Origin of the sequence: Mesorhizobium sp. M1328, from assembly GCF_040318075.1 — a bacterium.
GTDB lineage: Bacteria > Pseudomonadota > Alphaproteobacteria > Rhizobiales > Rhizobiaceae > Mesorhizobium.
On record NZ_JAMYLO010000011.1, the window covers coordinates 37,833 to 62,527 of the forward strand.

A 24,695-nucleotide genomic window follows, 5' to 3' on the forward strand; every position below is an offset into this window, starting at 1 on the left:
TCGATCACAGCGCGGCCTCCTTTTGCAGCAAGGGTGTTGAATCGACCCATTCGTCGCCCAGAAGTTCCGGGGTGTCGTAAGCGATCAGATTGGCGAAGTGGGTTTCGACATCTTCAGCAAACAGCGACGCCGCAATGCCGCGGACGAGACGGTCGGCACCGGCACTGACGGCTGGGATATCGCCGGAGACCTTGCCATGTGTCAGCATCGCGGCATCGTTGAAGCAATGGATGTGCGCCAGCACCGGGCAGGAGCCGGGAACGCGTTCGCGAAACTCGAAGGCAGGACCGAGGTCCGGCGCCTCCGACATGCCTGCACGTGGCGACCCCATATCCGGTGTATATCGGCCATCCGACCAGGTGCGGATGTGTGGGGCGAGTGCTGCAAACTCCGGGCGGTCGCTGAAATCGTTTGAAAAGCCGGTTGCCGCGATTATGAAGTCGTATCGCATCGGCCCTTGTGTGGTTTCGACCAGAAGGCCTCCCGCATCTTCCTTCACCGCAACTATGCCGCAGTCGAGAAAGAACCGGGCATTCGAGTGGCGAGACACGCGAAGCGTCGATGAACGCGGCGGCGGTGTCTGGGTCGAGGCGGTATAGTCGAAGAATTTCCACTTCCAGGCATCGGGCAGGTGGTAGATGCCGAGGACGACACCCTGGCTACCTATGCCGGTCAGCTTGTTGATGCGCGGCATTTCCTTGCGCCGGATTAACATGTCGACAGAGCCGGCACCCGCTTCGAGTGCCGTTGCGGCATTGTCCATGGACGAGGCACCAGCGCCGATAACCGCTACACGCTTACCTTTCAGCGCGTCGAAATCGATGTCGTCGGCAGAATGGGCCCAATAGGCGCGATCGATGCCCCTGAGGAAATCGGGCACGGCAAAACCGCCGAGACCGGACCGACCGGTGGCCAGAACGAGGCGACGGGTGAGAACCCGGCCGGCTTCCGCGCCCTCGATATCGATTGCAATCAGATCACCAACGGCTGCGACGCCGGTCATGCGTACACTGTTGCGCACCGGCAGACCAAGAACCTTCCGGTACCAGACCAGGTAGTCCATCCACTGGCCCTTGGGGATTTTGTCCAGCGACTGCCAGGCCTCAGGTCCCCATTGTGCCGTAAACCAGGCGCGGAACGTGAGTTGCGGCAGCCCGAGCGACGGACCGTGGAGGGTCTTCGGCGAGCGCAGCGTCTGCATACGCGCAAACGTTACCCATGGTCCTTCGAGCCCGGCCGGAGCCGCATCGTAGGCAACGACATTGGTTATCCCGGTCAGCACAAGCTTTGCCGTGGCAGCAAGTCCGCACATGCCGGCGCCGATCACTACGACGTCACGGACTGGGGCGCCATCGTGCGTGCGCTTGGGGACCCAAGGCTTGGCGGGCAGCTCGAGAAAGTCGAGATCCTGCGCGAGCTGGGCTTCCAGCGCGGCAAGGCCGCTCGAAGCTGCCGGGGTGGGAATATGCTTCATATTCCCGTCCCGTTATTTGTGTCCGAGGCGGGATCGGTGACCAATTGGCCGGCCAAAGCTGGATCGAGTTTCCTGAAACCGGCAATTGACCGTTCAGCCACCGCTTCGACCGCATCCATCAGCGCCTGCGCAACTGGACGGAGGGGACGGTTTGCGGCAGCCACAACACCCCAATAAAAGAGAACGGTTACGTCGAGAGGGCGAATGACGACACCGGGCAGGGGAACGCCATAGGCGGTGAGGGGATCGATGACAGCCGCCACCCCAGTCTGACGCACGATCTGCAAGGCGCCATAGGCAGTATTGGTCCGGATCACTGGGCCAGTGTCGATGCCGCGAGACGCCAGCGCTTTGGCGACATGCAACTGAAAACGCAGTGGATTGAGCAGCGTGGCGACGCGGCGACCGGCAAAACCCGAAAGCGGCACGACATCAAGTTCAGCCAGCGGATCGTCCTCCCGCACGGCAGCCACGTCAGGCGCCGAGTACAGCCGCAGGACATCCAGACCGGGCGTATCGAGCGGCAGGCTTGAAAATCCGATCTCGGCGCGTCCGCTGCGCACTTCCTGGGCGACGATCGAAGGAAGAAATTGCCCGAGATGCGTCTCGTGCGGAAGCTCGGCACCTTGGAGCTCAGCTAGGGCCGTCGGGATCAAGCCGGTCCCGATCGCAGAGGTTGTGACAATCTGCAGGATCCGTCCCCTGCCGGCGGCGATCATTTTGGCTCGCGCTGCGAGTTCGGTGAAGGACATCAGCAGGCGCCGCGCTTCCTCTTCAAAGGCGACTCCCTCTTCAGACAGCTGCACCCGTCGACCGATCCGATGCAGCAATTCGAAGCCAAGCTCGGCCTCGAGATCCTGAATGGTGCGCGTCACCGCAGGCTGGGAGCGCCCGAGCATGTCAGCCGCCTTGGTGATGCTGCCGCTGGCAGCAACCGCAAGGAAGGTCTGAAGGTCTCGGGTTTCCATGCTCTCCTTCATGCGCAATCCGTATGATTGACATCGTCTCATTCGTTTTTGATATATGTCAAGCGGAAACCAATGTTCGTTACGGCTTTTGCATTTGGCCGGCTTCAGAGCCGGAATCCCTGGCGGAGGCGGACGAGGACGGCAGACGCGGGCTCCAACCTGATGAAAAACTTTCAGGTGACGACGGCAAGAATTCTCAAACCACAAAGCCTGCAACAGGAGGAATATTATGCGCGTGAGTATTCTGGGCGCCGGAGCAGTTGCTTATGGCCTTGCCGCCTATTTGGCAGGATCGGGACATTCGCCAATGCTTTGGTCACCCTCGGGACACCGCACCAGGGCTTTGGCTACTGGCGAATTGTTAAAAGCGACGGGGGATATCGCGGCGACGGTACCGGTGCGCATTGCCAAGGATTGCAAAGACGCCATTGTCAACGCGGACGTGGTGGTGATTGCGCTTCCGGCTTACGGCCACAAGATGGTGATGGATGCGGCGGTCCCTCACCTGGCTGATGGAATTCCCGTCATCATCAGTTCGCATTGTTCCTTCGCGGCGCTGTATCTCTCCAAGCGGTTAGCCGAGCGCAAGGTCAGGTTGCCGATCGTTGTTTGGGGCACGACGCTCCTATCTGGCCGCCAGCTCGGACCAACTGAAGTCCATGTCACCACCATTCGCCAGAAGCTTGATGTTGCGACGCTGCCTTTCAGTTGCCAGGATCAAGGACACGAACTTTGCACGACCGTGTTCGGCGATCGTTTTGTCAACCGCGACGGGATGCTTGCGATCGCACTTAGCAACCTCAATCCGCAAAACCATCTAGGAATTGCCCTTCTTAATCTGACACGCATGGAAAAGGCCGAGCAATGGAGCCAGGGGGGAAATGTCACTCCTGCCGTCGGCCGCCTTATCGAGGCTCTGGATGCCGAGCGGTTGGCCATCGCTGCCCATTTCGGCATCGCCGTTCGCACCGTCAAAGAGCATTTTTCATTATCGTTCCATGTTCCGATGGGAACGGTTTCGGAGATGAACCAGGAGATGGACCGCCAAGGCCGCGGCGGCTTTGGCCCGACAACCATCGAAAGCCGCTACATTCTCGAGGATGTCCCGTTCGGATTGCTGTCGACCGTACTATTGGGCAAGATTAGCGGGAATCCGGCGATACTCCACGAGTCTGGAGTTTCGATATTATCGGCGGCCTATGGTCGCGACCTCAAGGAAGATAATGATATTCTTCCTGCCCTTGGGATCGAAGGGTTATCAGACGTGGACCTCGCGAACCTTTCGCGTGAGGGATTCTAGACCGGGTGAATTGGTAAATGCCCACCTCAGCCAGGAAGAAATCCGCAACTTACGGATAATGTCGATGTTGCCGGCCGGGCCGCTGAGCCTAGTCGTGCGCAGTACGGTTTGAGGCCCACTGGTTTGGCGCTCAACGAGCAGTCCTTGGATATGATAGTCTGCTCACGGAAGCCGCGAGTAGTATGTTAAGATGCCTCGTGATTTCTCTGAATGTCTCCCGTACGGCGGGCCAACTTATTCGAAATCTGAGCACTTCAGTTGGACCTCCTGCCGGGCTGATTCGGCGTGTCGCTATAGTTCCGACTAATTCCTGGTTTCCTGCACCAAAGTTTGGCATTTGCAACATCTGCCACGGAAAGCGGATGGACAAGCCGCTTGCCCGAAGGAGACGCCGGCTGCCAAGACGCCGTCAGCAAAAAGGAAGGGAAGGGGTGAAATTGCGCGTTCCCTCCGCCAATGAAAGACGGCTTGAAGAAGTTCCCACCAGGGCCGCAACATGAAACGGCCGCTTCCGTCCCCATACCGGCCGGGCGACAATGCGCGCGTTGCAGACATATTGGGATCTGACTGCGAAGACTAGAAAGCGGACATTGTTCCGTCCAATTGCTACAACGAACAACTATTTGCCCTTCATACCGAGCTCGGCAGGACACGAACTCATGATGCATGACGATCAAGTGAATATCGACATCGATATCGCCCGCCAGTTGATCCGCGATCAATTTCCCCAGTACCGTCATGAGGACCTCACCACAGTCACATCGTCGGGAACCGTCAATGCGATCTTCCGCGTTGGCTCGAAGATCACTGCCCGGTTCCCGCTGAGGGCGATGAATCCGACCGAATGCGCCGATATGCTTCGGTCAGAGGCCGCTGCTATTGTTGAAATTGGGGAACATTGCTTGTTTCCGACGCCTCAACCAATTGGGCTCGGCGAGCCAGGTCCTCACTATCCAATGCCATGGGCATTACAAACGTGGATCGAAGGCGAGGTTGCCACGCCGCACGGGCTAATTGGTTCTTCGGCGTTCGCGCTAGACCTTGCACACCTCGTGGCATCGTTGCGCCAAGCGGACACACGGGGCCGACGCTTCGACGGGCAAGGACGTGGTGGACATCTCTCGGATCATGACGATTGGATGAGTGTTTGCTTTGAAAACAGCGAGGGTCTTCTTGATGTGGCTCGACTGCGCAATTTGTGGACTCGCTTCCGGGAGTTGCCATCCGCTGGGTCTGTCGTGATGAGTCATAGGGACCTTATCCCAGCAAACCTTCTCGTGCAGGGCGGGCGTCTTGTCGGAGTGCTTGATGGCGGCAGTTTCGGGCCAGCCGACCCGTCGCTGGATTTAGTAGCCGCGTGGCATCTTCTAGACCGCGAGCGAAGGGCGACCTTTCGGCGCGTCCTTCAAGTTGAAGATCTTTGGTGGAAGCGCGGTGTCGCTTGGGCATTCCAGCAGGCAATGGGTCTCGTCTGGTATTACCATCGCACCAACCCCGCAATGAGTGCGCTGGGGTGCAGCACGATCTCTCGCATTCTCGATGACCCGGACATCTGAATCGAGCAGACGGGTCACCGGGTGGAGTACAATGCGGCTGCGGCCGGCAGGTCGATAACCGATGTTCGCGTCTTCCTACGAGGAGTCTCTGGGAACTAGGGTAGGTGGGTCGTCTCCTGGCCAGATCGGGCTCTGTAAGTCACCCATCGTAAGGGTCGCCAGTGTCGACTTCCCCACCCTTCCAAGACATTCGCACGAAACCAAGCAGCTTCCAAAGCAGCCGATGAGGTGACCGCCGCTCCGGTTTCCCTTAACAGCGTCATTGGACAATCACCTGGAACGGCCGTTGATCTCGTTTGCGGCATGTTGAGCATCGAAACGATTGCGCAAACGTTTCGATTGCATTATCGTTTCGCCTAATCGCCAATCAGAACAAGAGCGGATGGGAAACACAGTGAGGGAGGAGCGCTTGCGAGCACCCCATTCGAGCCGCCATGCCGACAATGGCTGAAGTGGCGCGCCGCGCGGGCGTGTCGGTTTCGACCGTGTCGCATGTCGTCAACCGCACCCGTTTTGTATCGCCCGAGAAGGCGAAGCTCATCAACGACGTGATTGCCTCGATGGGCTATCAGCCTAATGAACTGGCGCGCTCTCTCAAGGTCTCGACGACCAACAGCGTCGGCCTGGCAATCTCGGCAATTTCCAATCCCTATTTCACCGACATCATCTGCGCAGTGGAGGCCGAGTGCGCGCGTCTCGGCCTCATGGTTTTCCTGTCCGACACCCAGGACGACCCGGATCGCGAGCTTTCGGTAGTTCGTGCGTTCCATCAGCGGCGGGTCGACGGCGTCATTCTGGCGCCATCGGGCGCGCCGCAGCGAGCGATCGACTATCTGGCCGAGAAGAAGCTGCCCTGCGTCTTGATAGACCGCTTGGCCGACGAGCGCTTCGACCAGATCGGCGTTGAAAACCATTCGGCAATGCGAGCCCTTATCGATCACGTCGCCTCCTTCGGCCACAAGCGGATCGGCTTCGTCGCTGGCCAGCCGGGCTTGGCGACGACCCGCGAACGCGTCGAGGCGTTCCGGTCTTCCCTGGCCGGCAACGGACTTGACTGCCTGCCGCGCTATTTGTCGGTCGGGAACGTAGACACCGCGTCCGCGACAGCATCGACCCGCGTCATACTGTCTTTGCCGTCGCCGCCCACGGCCTTGGTCACCGGCAACAACATGACGACGATCGGAGCAGTCCGCGCGATCCGCGAAATGGGCCTGGCGATACCGGGCGATCTTTCGCTTGCCGGCTTCGACGACTTCGAGTGGGCCGATTGTTTCGAGCCGCGGCTGACGCTGGTGGCGCAGCCTTGCGCCGAGATCGGCCGGCAGGCGGCCGCTTTGCTCAGCGCTCGTATCGCATCCTCCGCGACGGAGCCGCGCACCGTCCGACTCCAAGCCACGCTTCATGCCCGCCAATCCTGCGCGAGGCCGAGATGAGCGCGCCGCTGCTTTGGGTCACCGGCGCGGTCAAGCGCTTCGGTGGTGTCCAGGCTCTGCGCGGCGTCGACTTCGAGCTCAGGGCCGGTGAAATCCACGCCCTTCTCGGTGAGAACGGCGCCGGCAAATCGACATTGATGAACCTGTTGTCGGGCGTCTATGCGGCGGACGAAGGCACGATTGAGATCGACGGCAAGCCAGTGCGCTTCAGCAATCCACGCGAAGCGCAGGGTGCCGGCATTGCCACCATCTTCCAGGAGCTCGATCTCGTACCGACGCTCGATGTGGCGTCGAACCTCTTCCTGGGCCGCGAGTTAATGCGCCCGGGCGGCTTGCTCGATGTGGCGGCGATGCGCCGCGAGGCCCACAGGCGGCTGGAAGCGATCGGACTCGCCATTGACCCGGCACGACTGGTCGCCGATCTCTCGATCGGCCAGCGCCAGGTGGTGGCGATCGTCAAGGCGCTGTCCTACGCGTCGCGCGTGCTGATCATGGACGAGCCGACGGCGGCCCTGACGGTGGGCGAGGTCGAAAGGCTGTTCGACATCATGCGCAAGCTCGCCGCCAGCGGCATCGGCATCGTCTATATCTCGCATCGGCTGGAGGAAGTGCCCGAGATCGCAGACCGGGTGACGGTGATGCGCGACGGGCGCGTCGCCGGCGTCACCGAGCCGCACGCGCCGCAAGCCGAGTTGGTGCGGCTGCTGGTCGGGCGTCCGCTCGACGAGCTTTATCCCCAGCGCGCTAAAGCAGTCGGCCGGGCACTGCTCAGCTTGCGCGATGCAAGCTTCCGGCTGGCGCGCGACAGTGCCGGCTGGCAGGCCCCGACAGGGCTTTCGCTCGATGTGCATGAAGGGGAGATCGTCGGACTGGCCGGCATCATGGGGGCAGGGCGGACCGAACTTCTCAGCGCGCTTTACGGCACCGGCCTCTCCGGCCACTGGGAGGGCTGTGTCGCCCTCGACGGCCGTCAGGTGAAGCTCAATTCGATCAGGGCGGCGCGAGCGGCCGGCATCGCCTTCGTCACGGACGACCGTCGCGGCAGCGGCCTAATGCTGAGGATGGCTGTCGGCCTCAACCTGGTCATGTCGGTGATCCGCCGCCTCTCGCCGGCCGGACTGATGTCGCCGGGCCGGCAGGCGGAGGCGGTGAAGCAATCCTTCGGTCAGTTCGACATCCGGCCGAAGAACCCCGACATCGCCGTCGGCGCGCTTTCGGGTGGCAACCAGCAGAAGGTGGTATTGGCTAAGGAAATCTTAGGCAATCCGCGTCTGCTGCTGCTCGACGAACCGACGCGCGGCGTCGATGTCGGTGCCAAAGGCGAGATCTATGCGCGGCTGAGGCAACTGGCCGCTCAAGGGTTGGGCATTCTGGTCGCCTCCAGCGAAATGCCTGAGCTGATCGGCCTATGCGACCGCATCGTGGTGCTGCGCCAAGGGCGCAATGTGGCGGAATTCATCGGCGGCGTCGACGAGCACACGGTGCTGGCCGCAGCAAACGGCAAGGAGGCCTAATGTCTGACGAGACGACTTCGGTTGCAGGCGGCCCGTTGGCGGCAGCACCCGTGCATCGCGATCCGCTCGCTTTGGTCGTGCGCTTCCAGAGCTTGATCGGCCTGGTGCTGGTGGCGATCGGCGGCGTCATCTTCTCGCCGAGGCGCCATGGCGAGATCCTGTTTCTTGCGCCCGACAACATGGCCAACATCGTGCGCGCGGTGTCTGAGACCGGCATTATCGCAATCGGCATGACCTTCGTCATCATCACCGCCGGCATCGACCTCTCAGTGGGCGCCGTGCTCGGTCTCTCCAGCGTGGTTACCGCAACGATGATGATCTCCGGCGGCTTCGGGCTTATCCCGACCGTCCTCGCCGTGCTGGTAATGGGCACCGTCTTCGGCATGATCCAGGGCATGATTTCCAGCCGCTTTCGCCTCGAGCCGTTCATTGTCACGCTCGCCGGCCTGCAGGCGGCGCGGGGGCTCGCGCTGGTCGTTTCGGGCAACCAGTACATCAACATTTCCTATGGCGACGGCCCCGGCCTGGCGCCACCTGTTTTCGCGGTGCTGGGCGAGCGTCTGTTCAACAACACCGTGCCGGTGGCGACCATTGTCTTCATCGTCTTCGCCGCCATTGCCACCTTGGTACTGAACACGACGCGCTTCGGCCGCTATGTCTTTGCCGTCGGCGGCAACGAGCGGGCGGCGCGTATTTCCGGCGTGCCGGTCTCGGTGGTCAAGATGTCAGTTTATGCCATCACCGGCTTTGCCGCCGCCCTTGCCGGCATCGTTCATGCCGGCCAGTTCAATTTCGGCAGCGCCAATGACGGCATGGGCTATGAGCTCACGGCAATCGCAGCAGTGGTCATTGGCGGGACAAGCCTGTTCGGTGGGGCCGGCTCTATGGTCGGCACCGTCGCCGGGACTATCATGCTCGGCGCGCTCGCCAACATCCTTCAGCTCAACAACATTACCCCGGCCATGCAGTTGCTCGCGACCGCCGCGATCATCGTGCTGGCGGCAGTGCTTCAATCCCTTGTTCGCCGCCGCGAGGGTTTGGGCAGATAGCAGGCAGACGGCGAGCAAGTGGAAGGCGTTAAAAACCAAGGTCTGGCCGCAGCGGCCCCAAAAGGAGGAGAGAGAGCATGAGAACCATAGAACGAGGATCGTGGCGTGCCTGGCGGCTTGGACTGCTCGCCGGCACGTGCCTGTGCATGGCGGGCACCGCAGAGGCCGCCGACCCTATGGTCAAGGCCTGCGCCAAGGACGGCCAGTTCATCATTGGCTTTTCGCAGGCAAACAACGCCGAGCCCTACCGCCAGCATGTCAATGACGAACTGAGCGCGGCGGTCAAGGAAGTGTCTCAGTTCACGCTGCAGATCGCCGATGGCGCCGGCAACGTCAACACGCAGACATCGCAGGTCGACAACTTCATCACTCAAAAAGTCGATCTGCTCTTGATCTCGCCCTTCGAGGCAGCGCCCCTGACCCCGGCGGTGAAGCGCGCCATGGATGCCGGCATTCCTGTGATCGAGCTAGACCGCAAGACGGTAGGCGACCCAGGTAAAGACTACACCGCCTTCATCGGCGGCGACAATTACAAGATCGCGCTCGAAGCGGGCAAATACACCGCAAAGACCCTGCTCCCGGAAGGCGGCGAGGCAGCGGTGCTTGAAGGCCTGCCAAGTTCGACGCCGGCGGTGGAGCGACTCAACGGCTTCAAGGATGGTGTGAAGGAAAATGACAAGATCCAGGTGGTGGCCGAGCAGGCCGCCGACTGGGTGCCCGACAAAGCTCAGACCGCTTTTTCTGCCATGCTGCAAGCGCACCCCGACATCAAGGTGCTCTACGCCTCGAACGACATGATGGCAGCCGGCGCGCTGCTTGCAGCCAAGGGCGCGGGCAAGCAGGTCAAGATTATCGGCACCGACGGCCTGCCGGGCCCAGCCGGTGGCATCGAGGCCGTGGCCAAGGGCGACTGGGCGGCAACCTTCACCTACCCGACCGGCGCCAAGGAGGCGATCGAGATGTCGAAGAAGATTCTGCTTGATTGTGCTTCGTCGGTGGAGCCGACGGTGACGGTGGCCACGACCGCGATCACGCTAGAGAATGCCAAGCAGTTGATGGGGAAATGAGTTCAGAGCAAAAGTTGACAGGACAAGGCCCCCGTGAGGGGCCTTGTTGCGTATTGGGAGACGCCATGCAGCGCACGCACCGTGCCGAAGAGCCTGCCGATTCATCGCCTGGGAAATTAGCTAGTCTGATGGAAGGGTGGCACGCGCCGAATGAATAAGTTGTCCATGAGTAGATAGATTGCCGGCAACCGGACTTTCGCCAGGGCTCACGCCGGCCGATAGATCTGCGCCACCGCGCCCCCGGAAATGCCTTCGAGCTTGTCAGCTTGAGAGACATCGGCGCGGCGACTTCGGAGAACAGCGGCAGGCCTTTGCCCAGCGCCACGGGCACCACCATCAGGGCGAGCTGGTCGACCAGTCCCTGAGCGGCGAGACTGCGGGCAAAGCTCACTCCGCCGTGCGCGATGATCGGCTTGCCCTCTTGGGCTTTTCAACTTCCCGATTTCCTCCGCCATGTCACCGCTCGCCACATAGGCCTCCGCCCAACTTTCACCACCGGGCTGCAACTCCGCAAGCTGTCCTGTTCCCGCATTGACGGCGCGCGCCTCATCCAGCGCTGCCGTCGTGTTCGGAGCTGTGCAAAGACCGGTTCTCGGGGCGCCATGCGCTTGGAGCTTGAAACCAGTCGAAAAGCGCCATATGTTTTGCACAGTAAATGCGGCTGTTAATATGACAAGGAACTCCATGGGGCAGGTCCTCAAGAAATCCGTGCAGAAGGAACCCCTGGTTTTGTCCTATATGGACCGGGCCGGGAAAATTGCCGTTGACCAGGTGGCCGACAGCTTTGGAATGTCCAAGGCTCAGTTGGCTCAGACGGCCGGGCTTGCCCGCGAAACCCTCTATCGGCTGGAGCGCAGCCGAACGGCCAAGACGCAGGGCCGTCTGCGCGAGATGCTCGAGATCATCAGCCGCGTGACGGATTGGGCGGGAGGCAAGGAACAGGCCATGGCCTGGTACCGAGCCCAGCCGCTGCCGGCATTCGGTGGACGGACCGCCGAAGCCCTCGTGAAGGACGGCAAGGCCGCTGCTATTCGCGACTACCTCGATCACATGGCCTTGGGTGGCTTTGCTTGAGGTTTGTCGGAACCTGCTACCGGGCGCATCATCCACGTTGGGCATTCAAGCCGAGTTCCGGTGATGGAGCGGCGATCAGGGGCGCTCGATTCAATCCCAAAGGTGTGCCCGCGCTATATCTGGCGCTGACCGTCATGACAGCTGTCAAGGAAGCCAACCAGGGCTTCGCGCATCGCATCGACCCCTGCGTGCTGTGCTCTTATGAGGTGGACTGCGAGGACATCACTGATCTGACAACCGAGCGGGGGAGGGGAGAATCTTTTGTCACGCTTGCGGACATGGGCAGCGCCTGGGCCACGGCTCTCAGCAACGGAGAGCGACCTGCATCCTGGTCCATCCATGACCGGCTGCGGCCTGAAGGCATCGCTGGAATTCTGGTGCCGAGTTTTGCTCCGGGCGCGGAGACGGAAGACCGCAATCTGGTGCTATGGTACTGGGGCCCCGATCTTCCGCACAAAGTGAACGTGTTCGATCCGAGCGGTCGGTTGCCGAAAGACCAGCTGTCCTGGCGATGAAACAGGCCTGGAGGCTCCGGGGCTGCCCGAATGGCAGAAACCAGTCTGTTGGCGCTCAGGGTGAAGGCGTTCGCGCGAACCTGAGCGGCGGAATAACGGCAGAGGAGGGGTTTTTTGCCTCGAGGTCGGAAGCCCTGGTCAGGTTGATGCGGAAGCGATGTCTGCGGCGCTGACAGCGGCGGGTCATCTCCGAGGAGGTATGGCCGAGCTGTTTTTGCACATCGCGTTCGTCGACCTCGGCCGACGAGGCGAGGTCAGCGCGCAGCGAGTGGCCGGCGAATTTGACGATGCGGGCTGGCTCCCACGCCCTGCATCGCCAGCGACCGATCGGGAGCACCTGCTGCTCTGTCTAGGTGCAGAATAGGAGCCGCGTCTACAACTGCTCGCGGCGCCAATGGCGCCCAAAAGGCATTCGTCGACGAAGCTGGTGCACGACGAGGCATTGAGCATCCACGGCCTGCGGCGCCTCTACGCGTTGATGACCCGAAGCCGCCTTACGCATCGCCTGTTGACCCAGGCATATCTTCTCTGTCCGCACAAAAGGCATACAGTGGTATAAACAAGAGATATCGTCGGTTTCCAATCTGATAACCGGATGAAGGGAGTTGAGTGATGTTCACGAACAGCAAACGTTTTTCGCGCCGTCGGTTCCTCGGCGTCAGCGCCGGCGCCCTCGCAGCCGGCCCGTTGGGCCCGTTTGTGCGAGCGGCACGCGCGCAGGTGACGACATTCAAGGCCGGCGTTATCACCTCGCTGTCGGGCGAGAACATCCTCGGCGGCAACCTGACCAAACGCGGTTACGACCTATGGGCCGAGGCCATCAACGCCAAGGGTGGGGTTGAAGTCGCCGGCGAGCGCTTCAAGGTCGACATGTTCTACGGTGACGACCAAAGCAACCCCGCGACCGGCGCCGATGCCGCCGAGCGCCTGATCGTCCAGAACGAGGTCGACGTGTTATTCGGCCCCTACACCAGCGGCTCGACTATCGCCGTGCAGCCGATCTGCCAGAAGTACCAGGTGCCGATGATTTCCGGCTCCGCGGAATCGCCAAACGTCTGGAAGGCCAAGCCGGAATTCAACTTCGGCATCATCCCGGCCGTGGACACCACTGCGGGCAAATCGCTGGCCGTGCTGGCGAAACTGTCTAACCCCATGGCCAAGACGATTGCTGTGATCGGCGTCAACGAACCCTTCTCGAAGGAAACCGGCGAAGGTTTTCGCGACGGGGCCAAGGAGGCCGGATTGGAAGTCGTCGCCTACGAATTGGTGCCGGCCTCGGGCGACCTTACCCCCGTCATCTCCAAGATCGCAGCGCTTAATCCCGATATCGTCGCCGTCGGCGGCCATGAGGAGCCGCTCATCAATGTCGTCAAGACGTCCAAGTCGCTGAATTTCCGGCCCAAGGCGCTGATAATGCACTATGGCGTCACCGACCCGGCCTTCGCCCAGGCGCTCGCCACGGACGCCGACGGCACCTGCGGCGTCTCCGTGTGGCTGCCGTCAGTTCCATATAAGGACGACCTCTTCGGCACCGCAAAGGAGTTTGCCGAGATGGCGCAAAAGAAGTCCGGGCACGAGCCCGACTATACCGAAGCGGCCTGCGCGGCCAGCGGTCTCGTTTTCGGCGATGCCGTCAAGCGGCTTGGCAAGAAGCCGGGGCTCACGCCTGAAGACAGGGTGGCTCTTAAGGACGCGATAGCCGCGACCGACATCCAGACCTTCTACGGACCGATCAAGTTCGAGAAGGAAGGCATCCACTACCACGACAACGTCCAGCCGGTGCCGGTGCTGATCCAGATTCAGGGTGGCAAGACCGTAGCGGTGGGGCCGAAAGAGGCCGCGGCAGCGGACCTCACCTACCCGCTGCCAGCTTGGAAATAGCCGGTTCTGGGCAGGGTGCGGGCGGGCCTCGTCGCCATCACCCTTGCCCGGCGCAATGACGGTGGTTGCGCGTGCTCGGAAAATGACGGACCATGCTATCGTGTGTACGGCCGCTTTGCCGCGGCACTCCGCTCTTTCGTTGGCTGACGGACGGTTCCCGCGTTGGATCTATTCCTACAGACCTTGCTGAACGGCCTTCTGATCGGCGGCGTTATCGCCACTTTTACGATCGGTTTCCAGCTCGCTTTCGGCGTGCTGCACGTCATCGATTTCGCGGTGGGCGGCTGGGTCGTGCTGGGCGGCTATCTCGGCTACTACATGGGTGCCGGACTGGGTGTCGACGGATTCCTGGCGATCCCGGTGGCCTTCGTGCTGTTCGGCGCCATCGGCTATCTGATCGGGCCGATCCTCTACAATGTCCGCAACAGCCGCACGGCGCGGCCGGAATTGATGGCGCTTGCGTTGACCTTCGGCCTGTTCACGCTGCTGCGCGGCGGCATGCTGACCGCGTGGGGCTTCAATACCCACAGCGTGCCGACCGTGTTGAGCGGCGAGAGCCTCGCCGTCGGGCCCGTGACGGTGCCACTGATCCGCGTGGCCGCGGCGGTCTTCGCGATCGCCATCGCCGGCGGACTGTTCCTGTTCCTCTACCGCACCCGCTATGGGTTGGCGATCAGAGCGACGGCTGAAAACCGGCAGAACGCCGCACTGATGGGCGTCAACATCCGCCGCCTCAGCGCCACTGTTTACGGGCTCTACGCAGGCATCACTGCCATGGCCGGCGTACTAATGGGTGCAATCTTTTCAGTGAACCCGGAAGTCGGCCTGCGCTATACTCTGTTCGCATTTTTCGTGGCTGTGCTTGCCGGCTTGGGCTCCGTCGGCGGTGCCCTCGTCGCCGCGCTGCTGCTCGGCGTCATCGAAGCCTTCGTCGCGACCTATGTCGGGTCGAGCTATTCGCTGCTGGCGATCTTCGGCACCCTATTCCTCGTCCTTCTCGTGTCTCCGCGCGGGATCCTGCGGCACGGCTTGTGAGGCGGGACATGAAGCCAAGCTGGGCCGGCCTCCTCCTGCTGATCGCCGTGATCGTTGTGCTGGCGCTGCTGCCGATGCTGGTCAACAACTACTGGCTGCGCATTGCCACTGGCGCGCTGATGTGGGCGGGGCTGGCCTGCTCTTGGAACATGCTCGGCGGCTATGCCGGCTACATCAATTTCGGCCATTCGGCCTTCTTCGGGCTCGGCGCCTATGTTACGGCGCTGCTGATGGGCGACAGGCTCGCCTGGCCCTTCTTCGCCACCCTCCCGGCCGGTATCGTGGTGACGGCGCTGTTTGCCATCATCATCGGCGCGCCGACGCTGCGCCTGCGCGGCGCCTATTTCGCCATAGCCACCTGGGCCTTCGCCGAGGTGCTCATACAGTTCGCCTCGGTGATGGACTTCACCGGCGGCATCGGCGGCATTGGGCTGCCGCCCTTTCTTGACGAGCGCTTCTTCTACTTCGCCATGTTCGGCGCGGCTGCGCTCACCTATCTCATTACGTGGGCGCTGTTCGAGCGCTCGCGTTTCGGGCTGAAGGTCAAGGCGCTGCGCGATCATGAGCCGGCGGCCGAGGCTATCGGTATCAACACTTCGCTGGTCAAGCTGCAGACCTTCGTGCTCAGTGCCGTCACCGCCTCGGTATTCGGCGCGATCTTCGCCTACTGGGTCACGTTCATCAATCCGAAAAGCGTCTTCGGCGGCGACATCACCGATCAGATGGTGGTGATGGTGCTGCTGGGCGGGCTGGGCAGCCTGTGGGGGCCGGCATTGGGCGCTGTGGCGCTCTTTGTCGTAAACCGCATCATCTGGATGTACTGGGGTGACACCGCCTTCTATATCGCCATATTGGGCGCGGCCATCGTGCTGGTGGTGCTGTTCCTGCCAAACGGCATCGCCGGCCTGTTTTCGAGGCGCGTGGCCAAGTCTGGCGCCGTGCTGGACAAGGCGGTCGGCAATCTTGTCGGCGGCGGCCCGGGACGGCCCAGTTGAGCGCCGCCGAGGGCAAAACGGCTGGCACCGGCAAGCCTATTCTCGTCGTGCGCGAACTCCACTGCCATTTCGGCGGCATCAAGGCCGTCAACGGTGTCTCCCTTGACGTCGGTCGGCGCGAGATCGCCGGCCTGATCGGACCTAACGGGTCTGGCAAGTCGACTCTGTTCAACCTAATATCGGGCACGGTGACGCCGGATCGTGGCCAGATCCGCTTCGACGGTCACGAAATCGGCGGCCGAAAGGCTCACGCGATCGCGCGGCTGGGGCTTGCTCGCACCTTCCAGATTCCGGCCATGTTCGACAATATGAGCGTCACCGAAAACCTGCTGGCGGCTGCGGCCGAGGGCCACTGGCAGGGCGCGCGCGAACGGGCGGCCGATACGCTGGCGCTGCTCAAGCTGGAGCATGTCGCAGACAACCGCGCATCCGATCTTTCGGGCGGCCAGCAGAAACTGCTGGAGTTCGGGCGCGTTGTGATGCGCCAGGCCTCGCTCATTCTGCTCGACGAGGTGACGGCGGGCGTGCATCCCAGCATCCGCAGGATCATCGTGGATGCCATCGCGCGGCTGCGCGAGCGCGGCACCACCGTCCTGGTCATCGAGCACGACATGGAAATGGTGCGGAACGTGTGCGACCGCATAATCGTCATGGATGCGGGCCGTGTCGTGGCCACAGGGCCTTTCAACGACATCGTTCGCAATTCGGAGGTTATGCAGACCTATCTGGGGCGGCCGCAATGAGCACCACGCTCACCACCGACAACATCGTTACCGGCTACGGCAAGCAGGAGATCGTCCATGGCGTCTCGCTGAGCGCGGAAGCTGGCAAGATTACCTGCATCTTCGGGCCGAACGGCAGTGGCAAGTCGACCCTACTCAAAGCCATTGTCGGCGCGCTGCCGGTGTGGAGCGGCACGGCGAGCCTGGGCGAATCAACACTCTCCAACCTTGCCGTCCATGAAGTGGTGCGCCAGGGGCTGGTGTTGATGCCGCAGGGCGGCGGTGTGTTTCCGCGCCTGACAGTGACGGAGAATTTGCGCATGGGTGGCTACGCCATCGCGGACCGGCGGATAGTCGAACAGCGCATCGAGGCGCTGATCGAGCAATATCCCTCTTTGGCACGGCGGCGCCGTACCGCGGCCGGTTCGCTTTCGGGCGGCGAGCAGGCAATGCTTGCGCTGGCGCGGGCGCTGGTTTCGGAACCGCGCTTCATTCTGCTGGACGAGCCTTCCGCCGGATTGTCGCCGGCCATGGTCATCGAGACGCTCGAACGCATTACCACCCTCACCGCGCACGGCATCGGCATTGTGATGGTGGAGCAGAACATCCGCGAGGCGATGCCGATTGCGGACAAGCTTTACATCCTGGCGGCCGGCGAAAAGCGCTTCGAGGGGACGCGTCGGGACGTGCGCGACGACCGGCAGATCATGGAAATCTATATGGGGGGAGCGTGAGAGAAGCGGTCGACACCCCAGCGCGAGTTTGCAAGTGCCAAATGTGGCTTGGCGGCTAATTGTAGGAAGGCGGTCATTTTCGGCAGTCAATTGGGAGAATGATCAGGCTGAGATCGGTTGTCGTACAGAAGTTCAAGCCTGCTGCTCAGAACCTGAACACTCGCCTATGGCCGACTTGGCGAGACCCTTTGTGTCGAGCAACATTTCCGGTCTCATATCCAACTCCCGCCGTTCGTTTGCCGAAGATCTCGCCGAAAAAGGGAATGTTCAGATCACCGGCCCGGCGCTTCGCCGAAGGCACCGGCAGGATTGCCAAGACGGACCGGCTCCTTGGCGAGTGGCCATGGGAATCTCGCCACACTTGTCACTCCAGTGTCGATGTCCGATCCTATTCTATCGCACGAGCAGCCAAATGGTTTACAATTGCTCCAACTGTCGCAACTATGGAGGAGGCCGATGCAAGAGGCCCTCGTCGTCCGCCGCGAGACACACATCCCGGCGCCCCCCGCTGCGCTGTTTGCCCTCCTGACCGATCCGGAGAAGATCCTGCGCTGGATGGGAACGGAGGCGCAGCTCGAGCCGCAGCCCGGCGGGCTCTATCTCGTCAATGTTACCGGGGCTCGCGTCGCTCGCGGCTCCTTCCGGGAGGTGGTGCCGGTGCACCGTCTGGCATACAGCTTCGGCTGGGAAGAGAGCGATGAGGTGCCGCCGGGATCGAGCCTGGTCGAGATCGATCTGATCGAGCAGCCGGACGGAACGCTGCTGCGCCTGACCCACACCGGCCTGCCCAATGCCGAGCAATGCGCCGGCCATGCGGAGGGCTGGGCTCATTACCTCGGCAGGCTGGGCGAGGTTGCAGCCGGGCGTGATCCCGGCCCGGATCCCAAATACGGCCACACGGGCAGGGGGTGACGGCCTTCCGCGCTCGATATCGCCGCCCGTGAGCCCGTTGCAATTTGACGGCGGACGCCGGCTCGCAGGGCGTGTCGAACCCGGCGCCATCGAGGATCGGACCGTACCAGCGCCGGGGGGCGGGGGGAGGATAGATCGGCGGGCCGGCTGCGCATCGTCACGGCGCGGATGACAGGCCGGGCGCGGTGGCCGCATAATCGCACCATGGATCTGCCCGCGCCTCTCGCCTGGCTGGTGGACGAGGCCGGCGCCTCGGCCGCCCCCGACCGGTTTCTGGCCGAGCTCGGCGGCCGACTTCTGGCCGACGGCCTGCCGCTGGCCGGCGGCGCGCTGACGCTCGCGGTGCCGCATCCCATCATCACCCGCCGCACCTGGCTTTGGCGGGCGGAGACCGGGGCAGTGATCGAGGCGCTGGGCTTCGCCGGCGGTCCGCTCGGCCAGGCCGGGCGCGACTGGCTGGCGGAGCTCGGCCCGGTGCAGGAGGGCCCGGTTGGCCGGGCGCCGGATAGTCCGGTGCTGGGCTGGGCCGGAACCCGGCCGTTCGGCCCCGCCGAGGCTGCCCGGCTGCGCCAGGCCGCGCGCTTCGCCGCGGCGCCCCTTGCCGCACTTGCGGCGCGGGCGGCGCTGACAGCGCTGCTCGAGGCTTATCTCGGCCGGCGCAGTGCCGCCCGGGTGCAGGGCGGTGCCCTGCGCCGCGGCACCGGAGAAACCATTCACGCCGCGCTGCTCTATGCCGACCTGCGCGGCTTCACCGCCCTGTCCGAGGCAACCGAGCCCGCGGCGGTGATCGCCGCGCTCGACGCCTGGTTCGACCGCGTCGCCGGTGCGGTGCACGCCTTCGGGGGCGAAGTGCTGAAATTCATCGGCGACGGCGTGCTGGCGATTTTCCCGGTCACCGCTGCGCCGGCCGAGGCCTGCGAGGCGGCGCTGCGCGCCGTCGTCGCCGCCCGCGCCGGCATGGCCCATCTCGATGCGGGGCGGCAGGCGCAGGGCCTGCCGCGGCTGCCGTTCGGCGCGGCGCTGCATCTCGGCGAGATGCTGTGGGGCAATATCGGCGCCGTCGACCGGCTGGATTTCACCGCCATCGGCCCCGCGGTCAACCTGGTCAGCCGGCTGGAGGGGCTATGCCGGCCGCTCGGCCGCTCGGTGCTGATCTCGGGCGCGGTCGCCGCCGAGACCACCACACCGCTGGTGCCGCTGGGCGAACACGTGCTGCGCGGCATCGCGGCGCCCTGCACCGTCTTCACCCTGCCGGATGCGTAATCGCGGTCCTGCGGGGCGGCGGCGTCAACCGCAGATTTCGTTAGCTTGATTTTGGCCATCTAGTCGTCTCCGAACGTCAAAAACTAGGAGCAGAATAGGGGCACTCAGACCCACTGCTCCGGGCTACTGCCGCGTGCTAGAGAAAAGGTCGAAGGCTCAAGAACGCAAGCTAAGTCCTTGCATCGTAGTGGCTTTTCGCATTTTTACTTGCAAACGGCGGACATGAACTTAGACGAAATTGGCGGGCTCTCAGTCGGCTTCCGCCCCCTTCGGCGTCTTCATCCGGTACGGTTTCATCAAAGATGACCGACCAGACAACATCCATCAGCCTGCAGCGCCTCGACGCCATGATCGTCGCTTGGGGGGAAGGCCGGACTGGCGCCCTGAGCATTTGTGGCGCAACTGCGACCCATGGCATGTGCATGGAATGGCGCGAAGACACCGTCCTCGGGCAAGGTGCGGCAATGCTATCAAGTCACGATGATAGTCATCAATTCGCCCTTCTGCCGTGCAGACTTTGGTCTTCCGCTTGATTGGCGCGAACGCGACTTCCTATTCCAAGCACGCTCGAATGCTTAGGCTCAGGTTTAAGGTGGCGGCGCATTGCGGTCTGGGCAATCAAGGGTTGAGCCTTCCTCACATGGAGAAGGCTGATCGCCAACGCCGCCATAACGTTCAACGAGTTTTGCGAATCCGTAGGCGAAGGCGGAAAGAAGCGCCAGGATAACCACTATTCGGATGGCCATAGGGGATCGTAACAGGATCCCACATTGGATGTCGCAATTCCTCCGCTGCCGGTAGTGCGTCAGTTTGAAATTTGACCTTTGCCGTGTCGCATCCGGTCCCGGCTCCTATATGCTTAGCGGAGGTACGCAGGAGACGTGGGTCATGAGCGTGACGTCTGGTAAGCCCGAGCATGTCGCTACCGCTTTTGCGAACGCTTGGAACCGGCATGACATGGATGAGTTTGCGTCTCTGTTCGTTTCCGATGCTAATTTCGTTAACGTGGTAGGTGTTTGGTGGAAGAACCGATCCGAGATCGAAGCGGCGCACCGAGCCACCCATGACACCATGTTTCGGGATAGCCGATTAGAAGGCGATATCTCGTCGGTTGTGGAATTGGCTCCGGGGCTTGCTGCTGTTCATTACACTTGGACCCTAACAGGAGCATTTGCTCCTAACGGCTCCCCGGCCGGGGTTAGGAAAGGCATATTGCTTCTGATTGCCCAAGAAGGGCAGTCGGGATGGCGAATCAAGGTGGCTCAGAACACGGATATTGTTCCAGGCGCAATCGCCCCAGCCGGCTCGAAAGGCTAGCTCGCGCCAACCGGAGGCGGAACAGGGCGTCCACCAGCGAGTCTGACCACCAATACGTATGCGTGTCGGAATGCCGAATTCGACTGCTTTGATCCTCATCACCGAGGCCGTCAGCGCGACGCGTGCCGAATTCCTGGTCTTCGCCAAGGCCCATGGCGCCATGGACCTGAGGGTACCGCCCGAGGTGCGCGTCGTTGCGAAAGTGCCTGTCCTCAGCTCAGGCAAGCTCGATTTCCCCGCCGTGACCAAAATGGTGAGCGGCGAAGACATGAAAACCCGAGCGGCTTGACAATAGCTGACTGAGGAAGTCGGCCTGTTTGCCCAATCACATGCAACTAAGGTCGTCTTGGCTCAAAGGTAGCCTTTGGCCGAGGTCGGTTCTGAATTGAAGCCGGCCTACATCTATCACGAAGTGAACGGCAGTTTTGCGCTTCAATATCGGCCGCAGAGGCGGATTTTGCTTTCGCCCAAAAGCAGACATCGCAGCTGACCATGCTGAAGGTCGCGCTCGCACCACCTGCCGACCTCAGCACCTCTAAGCGCAAACGTCTGGTGTAATGGCTGATGCGCGCGCTCGTAGGGCATCTCGCTGTTACATCGCCGTGACAAAAGCACCGCCACGGTGGCGTCAACCGGTTACACAGGACAGGAAATATCTCCGGCCTTCTGGGAGTGACGTGTCAACGTCTCCAGAGTCTGCGTAGGCGCGGCGACTGGAACGCTCCACGCCTCGCAAGCCGGATAGCGAAATCTCGTGAAGGCAAGGTCAAGCTGCGTTCTCCGTTCTGTATCGGCAACGGCCAGCGACTGGGAAAGATGGATACGATGCACGTGGGGCGTCAGGAAGTTGGCAGGACCCGGACGCGGGGCGGCCCCCGTGCAGGCGCTTGGCTTGCCGGTGCAATGACCACGCAGCGCCACCTCGCAGCGATCCTGGCTTGCGACGTGGTCGGTTATTCGCGCCTGACGGAGCGCGACGAGCGCGGCACGCTCGAGCGGCTGAAGATGTACCGCAAGGACCTCCTCGAACCGCTGGTCACTGAGCACCAGGGTCGGATTGTCAAGCTCACCGGCGACGGGATGCTGTGCGAGTTCGCGAGCGTCGTTAACGCGGTGACCTCGGCGATGGCGATCCAGCAGGCCCTGGCAGAACACGAGGCGGAGAGGTCCGAGGAAGAGCGGATTCGCTTGCGCATCGGCGTCAATCTCGGCGACGTGGTCTGCGAGGAGGACGGCGACCTCTACGGTGACGGGGTCAACATCGCCGCCCGACTCGAAAGCATCGCCGATCCCGGCACCGTGGTCGTCTCGGGCACCGCCTACGACCACCTTCAGGGCAAGCTCGATTGCGGCTTCACGCCGCTCGGCAACCTGCGCCTCAAGAACATCGAGCGGCCCGTGCGCGCCTACCGCGTCGAGACCGACGCCAGCGCCTCGGTGGCTGCACCGCCTCCCTTGCCCGAGAAACCCTCGATCGCGGTTCTGCCTTTCACCAACATGAGCGGCGACCCCGACCAGGAATACTTCGCCGACGGGCTGGTGGAGGACATCATCACGGGATTGAGCCGGGTGAACTCCTTCTTCGTCATCGCCCGCAACTCGTCCTTCACCTACAAGGGCCGGGCGGTGGACCTGCGCCAGGTCGGGCGCGAGCTGGGCGTCCGCTACGTGCTAGAAGGCAGCATCCGCAGAGCAGGATCGCGGGTGCGCATCAGTGGACAGTTGGTGGACGCGATCAGCGGACATCATGTCTGGACCAACCGCTTCGAGGGCGACGTGAGCGACATCTTCGACCTGCAGGACAAGGTGACCGAGAGCGTCGTCGGCGCAGTCGAACCGAGCATCCGGCTGGAGGAGATCAAGCAGGCGCGCATGAAGCCGACCGAGTACATCAGCGCCTACGACCTCTACCTTCGCGCGCTGCCGCGCTTCTACAGCATGACGCGCGAAGGCTTTGCCGACGTGCGCCGGCTCACCAACGAGGCGCTCAGCATCGACCCTGGCTTCAACTTGGCGAAGGCACTCGGCGCCTATATCCGCAGCCTATCCGTGAGCCAGTGCTGGCACGAGCCCGACGATATCCGAGTCGCCGCGCGCATGGCGCGAGAGGTACTGGCGGAAGCGCGCGACGATCCCACGACCCTGCGCTTCGCCGCGCAGGTGATCGCCTACAGCGCGAAGGACTACGAGATGGCGTTGCGCACGATCGAGCGATCCCTGCTGCTCAACCCCAATTCGGCGCAGGGCCATACGGGCAGCGGCTGGGTGAACGCACATTCCAGCCGCCCGCTCGTCGCCATCGAGCACTTTCACAGGGCAATGCGGCTGAGCCCGGTCGACCCCGAGAAGGGCATCGCGCTCTCCGGCATCGGGATGAGCTACCTGATGCTCGAGCGCTACGAGGAAGCGCTGGCATGGGGAGAACGCGCGCTGCACGAGATGCCGAACTACGGCTCCTCGCACCGGGTGGTGATCATGGCGCTGGTCAAACTCAACCGGCTGGACGAGGCGCAGGCGGCGGCGCGGCGGCTTATGAAGGCATTCCCGACCTACACGCTCACCCTGCAGAGACAGATCAACCCGTGGCTGGACGAGGTGTTCGCCGAGCGTTACGTCGAGGCGCTGGGCATCTCCGGCGTGCCAGAGTGATCGTCGCGGTTGCAAAGATGCCCGGCGAGGCGACGTTCCCTTGACCCGCGTCGCTTCTGGAAGGCCAGTTCTCTGGCGGCTTGTCTTAGGACTGAGCGCGTAGAGCAGCCGTGAACAGCCGGCGAGCTCTCTGTTGAATTCGCGTCGAACTTCCGGTTTCGATCCGCTTCTTATAAGGCAACAGGCAACCTCCGGGCGGTTCAGATCCTGCTTGGGCACACCGAGATCGAGAATACGGTTCGCCATCCGGATGTCGAGATCGGGGACGCGCTCACACTCGCCGAGGGAACCGAGATCTGATCACGACGGCCTCTCGACTTCGCCGAGAGGCCATCATGTTCTGAAAAGCCAGCGGTCAGTTACGGGGCTGGATTTCAGCAGTGCGCCGCATCACAGCTGTTCGGCAGGGAAGATGGTCATCCCGAAAGCCGCCGGTCCACTGTCGCCCATCAAAAGCGGAACTATGCGGCGTTGAGGCGCTAGGCGAGTTTGCGCCTCGTCTCGGCCGTTGCGACGAGCTCTGCCACTTCCTGAAAGCGCACGCTAACGGCGATCACAAGCCAGATCCGGCCGAGCACCCAGAAGGAAAGCGCCGACCGGAGCAGCAGCCAGAGATGCGGTGTTGGCATTTTCAGGCCCCCTGAATTCGGCCCGGCTAAGTTTGATGGAAAAGTTCGAACAGGCGCCAGGCATTGATCGGCAGCAGAATCAGTTCCAACAGGCTCAGGGATAAGCTGCCGATGAGGGCGCCATAGGCAAAGCACAAACAGCTCAGCACCGCCGTGATGTGCAGCCACAGCATGGCTTTCATTGAGTAGGTGAGAACGGTGGAGAAGCTTCCGAGGAAGCCGATCGTCTCGGTCCAGATCATGATCATGTGCAGCCGGCGGGCCTTGGTCAGCCGGCGAAGCCGCCGTCATCGAGAAAACGTCTCCGCGTCCGCCGTTCCTCTCCTGGTCGCGGCTGGCACTGACCACGACCGGGCATTGGCCCCGGCTGCGCACATGTCCCTCAAAAGTCTGCGCCATGGCGGAGAAGTAACGATTGTCGTGGATGGGCAACATCAGTCCGACCAGGCCCGATCGCGAGCCTCCCAAGCCCCGCGCCTGCAGATTGGTAGTGTACTGGTGGCGTTCGGCGAGGTTGAGAATTGTTTCCGCCGCCGCAACCCGATGGCGCTTGCACGGCGATACGCTTCCTTCACCGGCCCGATAATCACGGCGAACTCGGAGCCAAT

23 protein-coding genes and 3 pseudogenes are annotated in these 24,695 nt (G+C 62.5%); 19 read left to right on the forward strand and 7 right to left on the reverse strand.

What is annotated here, in order from left to right; translation table 11 throughout:
* Window positions 1-4: 4 nt before the first annotated feature.
* Window positions 5-1,474, reverse strand: a complete 1,470-nt coding sequence (locus tag NKH23_RS19675; RefSeq protein ID WP_353027421.1) for an NAD(P)-binding domain-containing protein — start codon at window positions 1,472-1,474, stop codon at window positions 5-7.
* A complete protein-coding gene (locus tag NKH23_RS19680; RefSeq protein ID WP_353027420.1) occupies window positions 1,471-2,658 on the reverse strand; it encodes a LysR family transcriptional regulator in 1,188 nt (395 codons plus the stop codon). The genes NKH23_RS19675 and NKH23_RS19680 overlap by 4 nt, the downstream gene beginning before the upstream one ends.
* Window positions 2,659-2,671: 13 nt before the next feature.
* On the opposite strand from NKH23_RS19680, the gene NKH23_RS19685 reads away from it, so the two are divergent.
* From NKH23_RS19685 to NKH23_RS19710, 6 genes are all read left to right on the forward strand, one after another.
* The gene (locus tag NKH23_RS19685; RefSeq protein WP_352464109.1) at window positions 2,672-3,742 is read left to right on the forward strand and encodes an NAD/NADP octopine/nopaline dehydrogenase family protein; all 1,071 of its coding nucleotides are present in this window, start codon (window positions 2,672-2,674) and stop codon (window positions 3,740-3,742) included.
* 659 nt (window positions 3,743-4,401) lie between these two features.
* Entirely contained in the window at window positions 4,402-5,298 is an 897-nt protein-coding gene (locus NKH23_RS19690) for an aminoglycoside phosphotransferase family protein (RefSeq protein WP_352516566.1), read from the forward strand.
* Window positions 5,299-5,732: 434 nt separating this feature from the next.
* The gene (locus tag NKH23_RS19695; RefSeq protein WP_352718779.1) at window positions 5,733-6,731 is read left to right on the forward strand and encodes a LacI family DNA-binding transcriptional regulator; all 999 of its coding nucleotides are present in this window, start codon (window positions 5,733-5,735) and stop codon (window positions 6,729-6,731) included.
* Window positions 6,728-8,245 carry a sugar ABC transporter ATP-binding protein gene (locus tag NKH23_RS19700; protein WP_352718780.1) on the forward strand — a complete coding sequence of 506 codons (1,518 nt, stop codon included), beginning with the start codon at window positions 6,728-6,730 and terminating at the stop codon, window positions 8,243-8,245. The genes NKH23_RS19695 and NKH23_RS19700 overlap by 4 nt, the downstream gene beginning before the upstream one ends.
* Window positions 8,245-9,294, forward strand: coding sequence for an ABC transporter permease (locus tag NKH23_RS19705; protein ID WP_352464116.1), 1,050 nt, complete (start codon window positions 8,245-8,247; stop codon window positions 9,292-9,294). Before NKH23_RS19700 ends, NKH23_RS19705 begins: the two co-directional genes overlap by 1 nt.
* 77 nt (window positions 9,295-9,371) lie before the next feature.
* Window positions 9,372-10,361, forward strand: coding sequence for a substrate-binding domain-containing protein (locus tag NKH23_RS19710; protein ID WP_353035204.1), 990 nt, complete (start codon window positions 9,372-9,374; stop codon window positions 10,359-10,361).
* On the opposite strand, the gene NKH23_RS19715 is transcribed toward NKH23_RS19710, so the two are convergent.
* The gene (locus NKH23_RS19715) at window positions 10,324-10,752 is read right to left on the reverse strand and encodes a dihydrofolate reductase family protein (RefSeq protein WP_352464119.1); all 429 of its coding nucleotides are present in this window, start codon (window positions 10,750-10,752) and stop codon (window positions 10,324-10,326) included. The two genes, NKH23_RS19710 and NKH23_RS19715, sit on opposite strands and share 38 nt — an antisense overlap.
* A gap of 293 nt (window positions 10,753-11,045) precedes the next feature.
* Between NKH23_RS19715 and NKH23_RS19720 the strand changes: the two genes are divergently transcribed.
* Both NKH23_RS19720 and NKH23_RS19725 read left to right on the forward strand, forming a co-directional pair.
* Window positions 11,046-11,435, forward strand: a complete 390-nt coding sequence (locus NKH23_RS19720; protein ID WP_352464121.1) for an antitoxin Xre/MbcA/ParS toxin-binding domain-containing protein — start codon at window positions 11,046-11,048, stop codon at window positions 11,433-11,435.
* Window positions 11,432-11,950, forward strand: coding sequence for an RES family NAD+ phosphorylase (locus NKH23_RS19725; RefSeq protein ID WP_352464123.1), 519 nt, complete (start codon window positions 11,432-11,434; stop codon window positions 11,948-11,950). The genes NKH23_RS19720 and NKH23_RS19725 overlap by 4 nt, the downstream gene beginning before the upstream one ends.
* Before the next feature lie 121 nt (window positions 11,951-12,071).
* Here NKH23_RS19725 and NKH23_RS19730 read toward each other — a convergent pair.
* Window positions 12,072-12,251 (reverse strand): annotated as a pseudogene (locus NKH23_RS19730) (integrase); the annotation flags it as partial.
* A gap of 311 nt (window positions 12,252-12,562) precedes the next feature.
* Between NKH23_RS19730 and NKH23_RS19735 the strand changes: the two are divergent.
* The 11 genes and pseudogenes from NKH23_RS19735 to NKH23_RS34655 all read left to right on the forward strand — a co-directional run.
* Window positions 12,563-13,831, forward strand: coding sequence for an amino acid ABC transporter substrate-binding protein (locus NKH23_RS19735; protein ID WP_352464125.1), 1,269 nt, complete (start codon window positions 12,563-12,565; stop codon window positions 13,829-13,831).
* A 162-nt stretch (window positions 13,832-13,993) separates the two neighbouring features.
* Window positions 13,994-14,866, forward strand: coding sequence for a branched-chain amino acid ABC transporter permease (locus tag NKH23_RS19740; RefSeq protein ID WP_352464127.1), 873 nt, complete (start codon window positions 13,994-13,996; stop codon window positions 14,864-14,866).
* 8 nt (window positions 14,867-14,874) lie between these two features.
* Window positions 14,875-15,861: a branched-chain amino acid ABC transporter permease gene (locus NKH23_RS19745; RefSeq protein ID WP_352913528.1), complete on the forward strand. Its 987-nt coding sequence runs from the start codon at window positions 14,875-14,877 to the stop codon at window positions 15,859-15,861.
* A complete protein-coding gene (locus NKH23_RS19750; protein ID WP_352913530.1) occupies window positions 15,858-16,604 on the forward strand; it encodes an ABC transporter ATP-binding protein in 747 nt (248 codons plus the stop codon). The genes NKH23_RS19745 and NKH23_RS19750 overlap by 4 nt, the downstream gene beginning before the upstream one ends.
* Complete coding sequence (locus NKH23_RS19755; RefSeq protein WP_352913532.1) at window positions 16,601-17,317, forward strand: ABC transporter ATP-binding protein; 717 nt, start codon at window positions 16,601-16,603, stop codon at window positions 17,315-17,317. Before NKH23_RS19750 ends, NKH23_RS19755 begins: the two co-directional genes overlap by 4 nt.
* Window positions 17,318-17,773: 456 nt before the next feature.
* A complete protein-coding gene (locus NKH23_RS19760) occupies window positions 17,774-18,229 on the forward strand; it encodes an SRPBCC family protein (protein ID WP_352464137.1) in 456 nt (151 codons plus the stop codon).
* Window positions 18,230-18,433: 204 nt separating this feature from the next.
* Window positions 18,434-19,492 carry an adenylate/guanylate cyclase domain-containing protein gene (locus NKH23_RS19765; RefSeq protein WP_352913533.1) on the forward strand — a complete coding sequence of 353 codons (1,059 nt, stop codon included), beginning with the start codon at window positions 18,434-18,436 and terminating at the stop codon, window positions 19,490-19,492.
* 888 nt (window positions 19,493-20,380) lie between these two features.
* Window positions 20,381-20,809, forward strand: a complete 429-nt coding sequence (locus NKH23_RS19770) for an SgcJ/EcaC family oxidoreductase (protein ID WP_353035206.1) — start codon at window positions 20,381-20,383, stop codon at window positions 20,807-20,809.
* Window positions 20,810-20,879: 70 nt separating this feature from the next.
* Complete coding sequence (locus NKH23_RS19775) at window positions 20,880-21,098, forward strand: hypothetical protein (protein ID WP_502908401.1); 219 nt, start codon at window positions 20,880-20,882, stop codon at window positions 21,096-21,098.
* Window positions 21,099-21,712: 614 nt separating this feature from the next.
* The gene (locus NKH23_RS19780; protein WP_352913536.1) at window positions 21,713-23,458 is read left to right on the forward strand and encodes an adenylate/guanylate cyclase domain-containing protein; all 1,746 of its coding nucleotides are present in this window, start codon (window positions 21,713-21,715) and stop codon (window positions 23,456-23,458) included.
* 162 nt (window positions 23,459-23,620) lie between these two features.
* Window positions 23,621-23,758: pseudogene (locus tag NKH23_RS34655) on the forward strand (integrase); the annotation flags it as partial.
* Between the two features lie 179 nt (window positions 23,759-23,937).
* On the opposite strand, the gene NKH23_RS19785 reads toward NKH23_RS34655, so the two are convergent.
* From NKH23_RS19785 to NKH23_RS19795, 3 genes and pseudogenes are all read right to left on the reverse strand, one after another.
* The gene (locus NKH23_RS19785) at window positions 23,938-24,087 is read right to left on the reverse strand and encodes a hypothetical protein (protein ID WP_352464145.1); all 150 of its coding nucleotides are present in this window, start codon (window positions 24,085-24,087) and stop codon (window positions 23,938-23,940) included.
* Between the two features lie 26 nt (window positions 24,088-24,113).
* A complete protein-coding gene (locus NKH23_RS19790) occupies window positions 24,114-24,329 on the reverse strand; it encodes a cyclic nucleotide-binding protein (protein ID WP_352913538.1) in 216 nt (71 codons plus the stop codon).
* A 79-nt stretch (window positions 24,330-24,408) separates the two neighbouring features.
* Window positions 24,409-24,618: pseudogene (locus tag NKH23_RS19795) on the reverse strand (LacI family transcriptional regulator); the annotation flags it as partial.
* Window positions 24,619-24,695 lie beyond the last annotated feature (77 nt).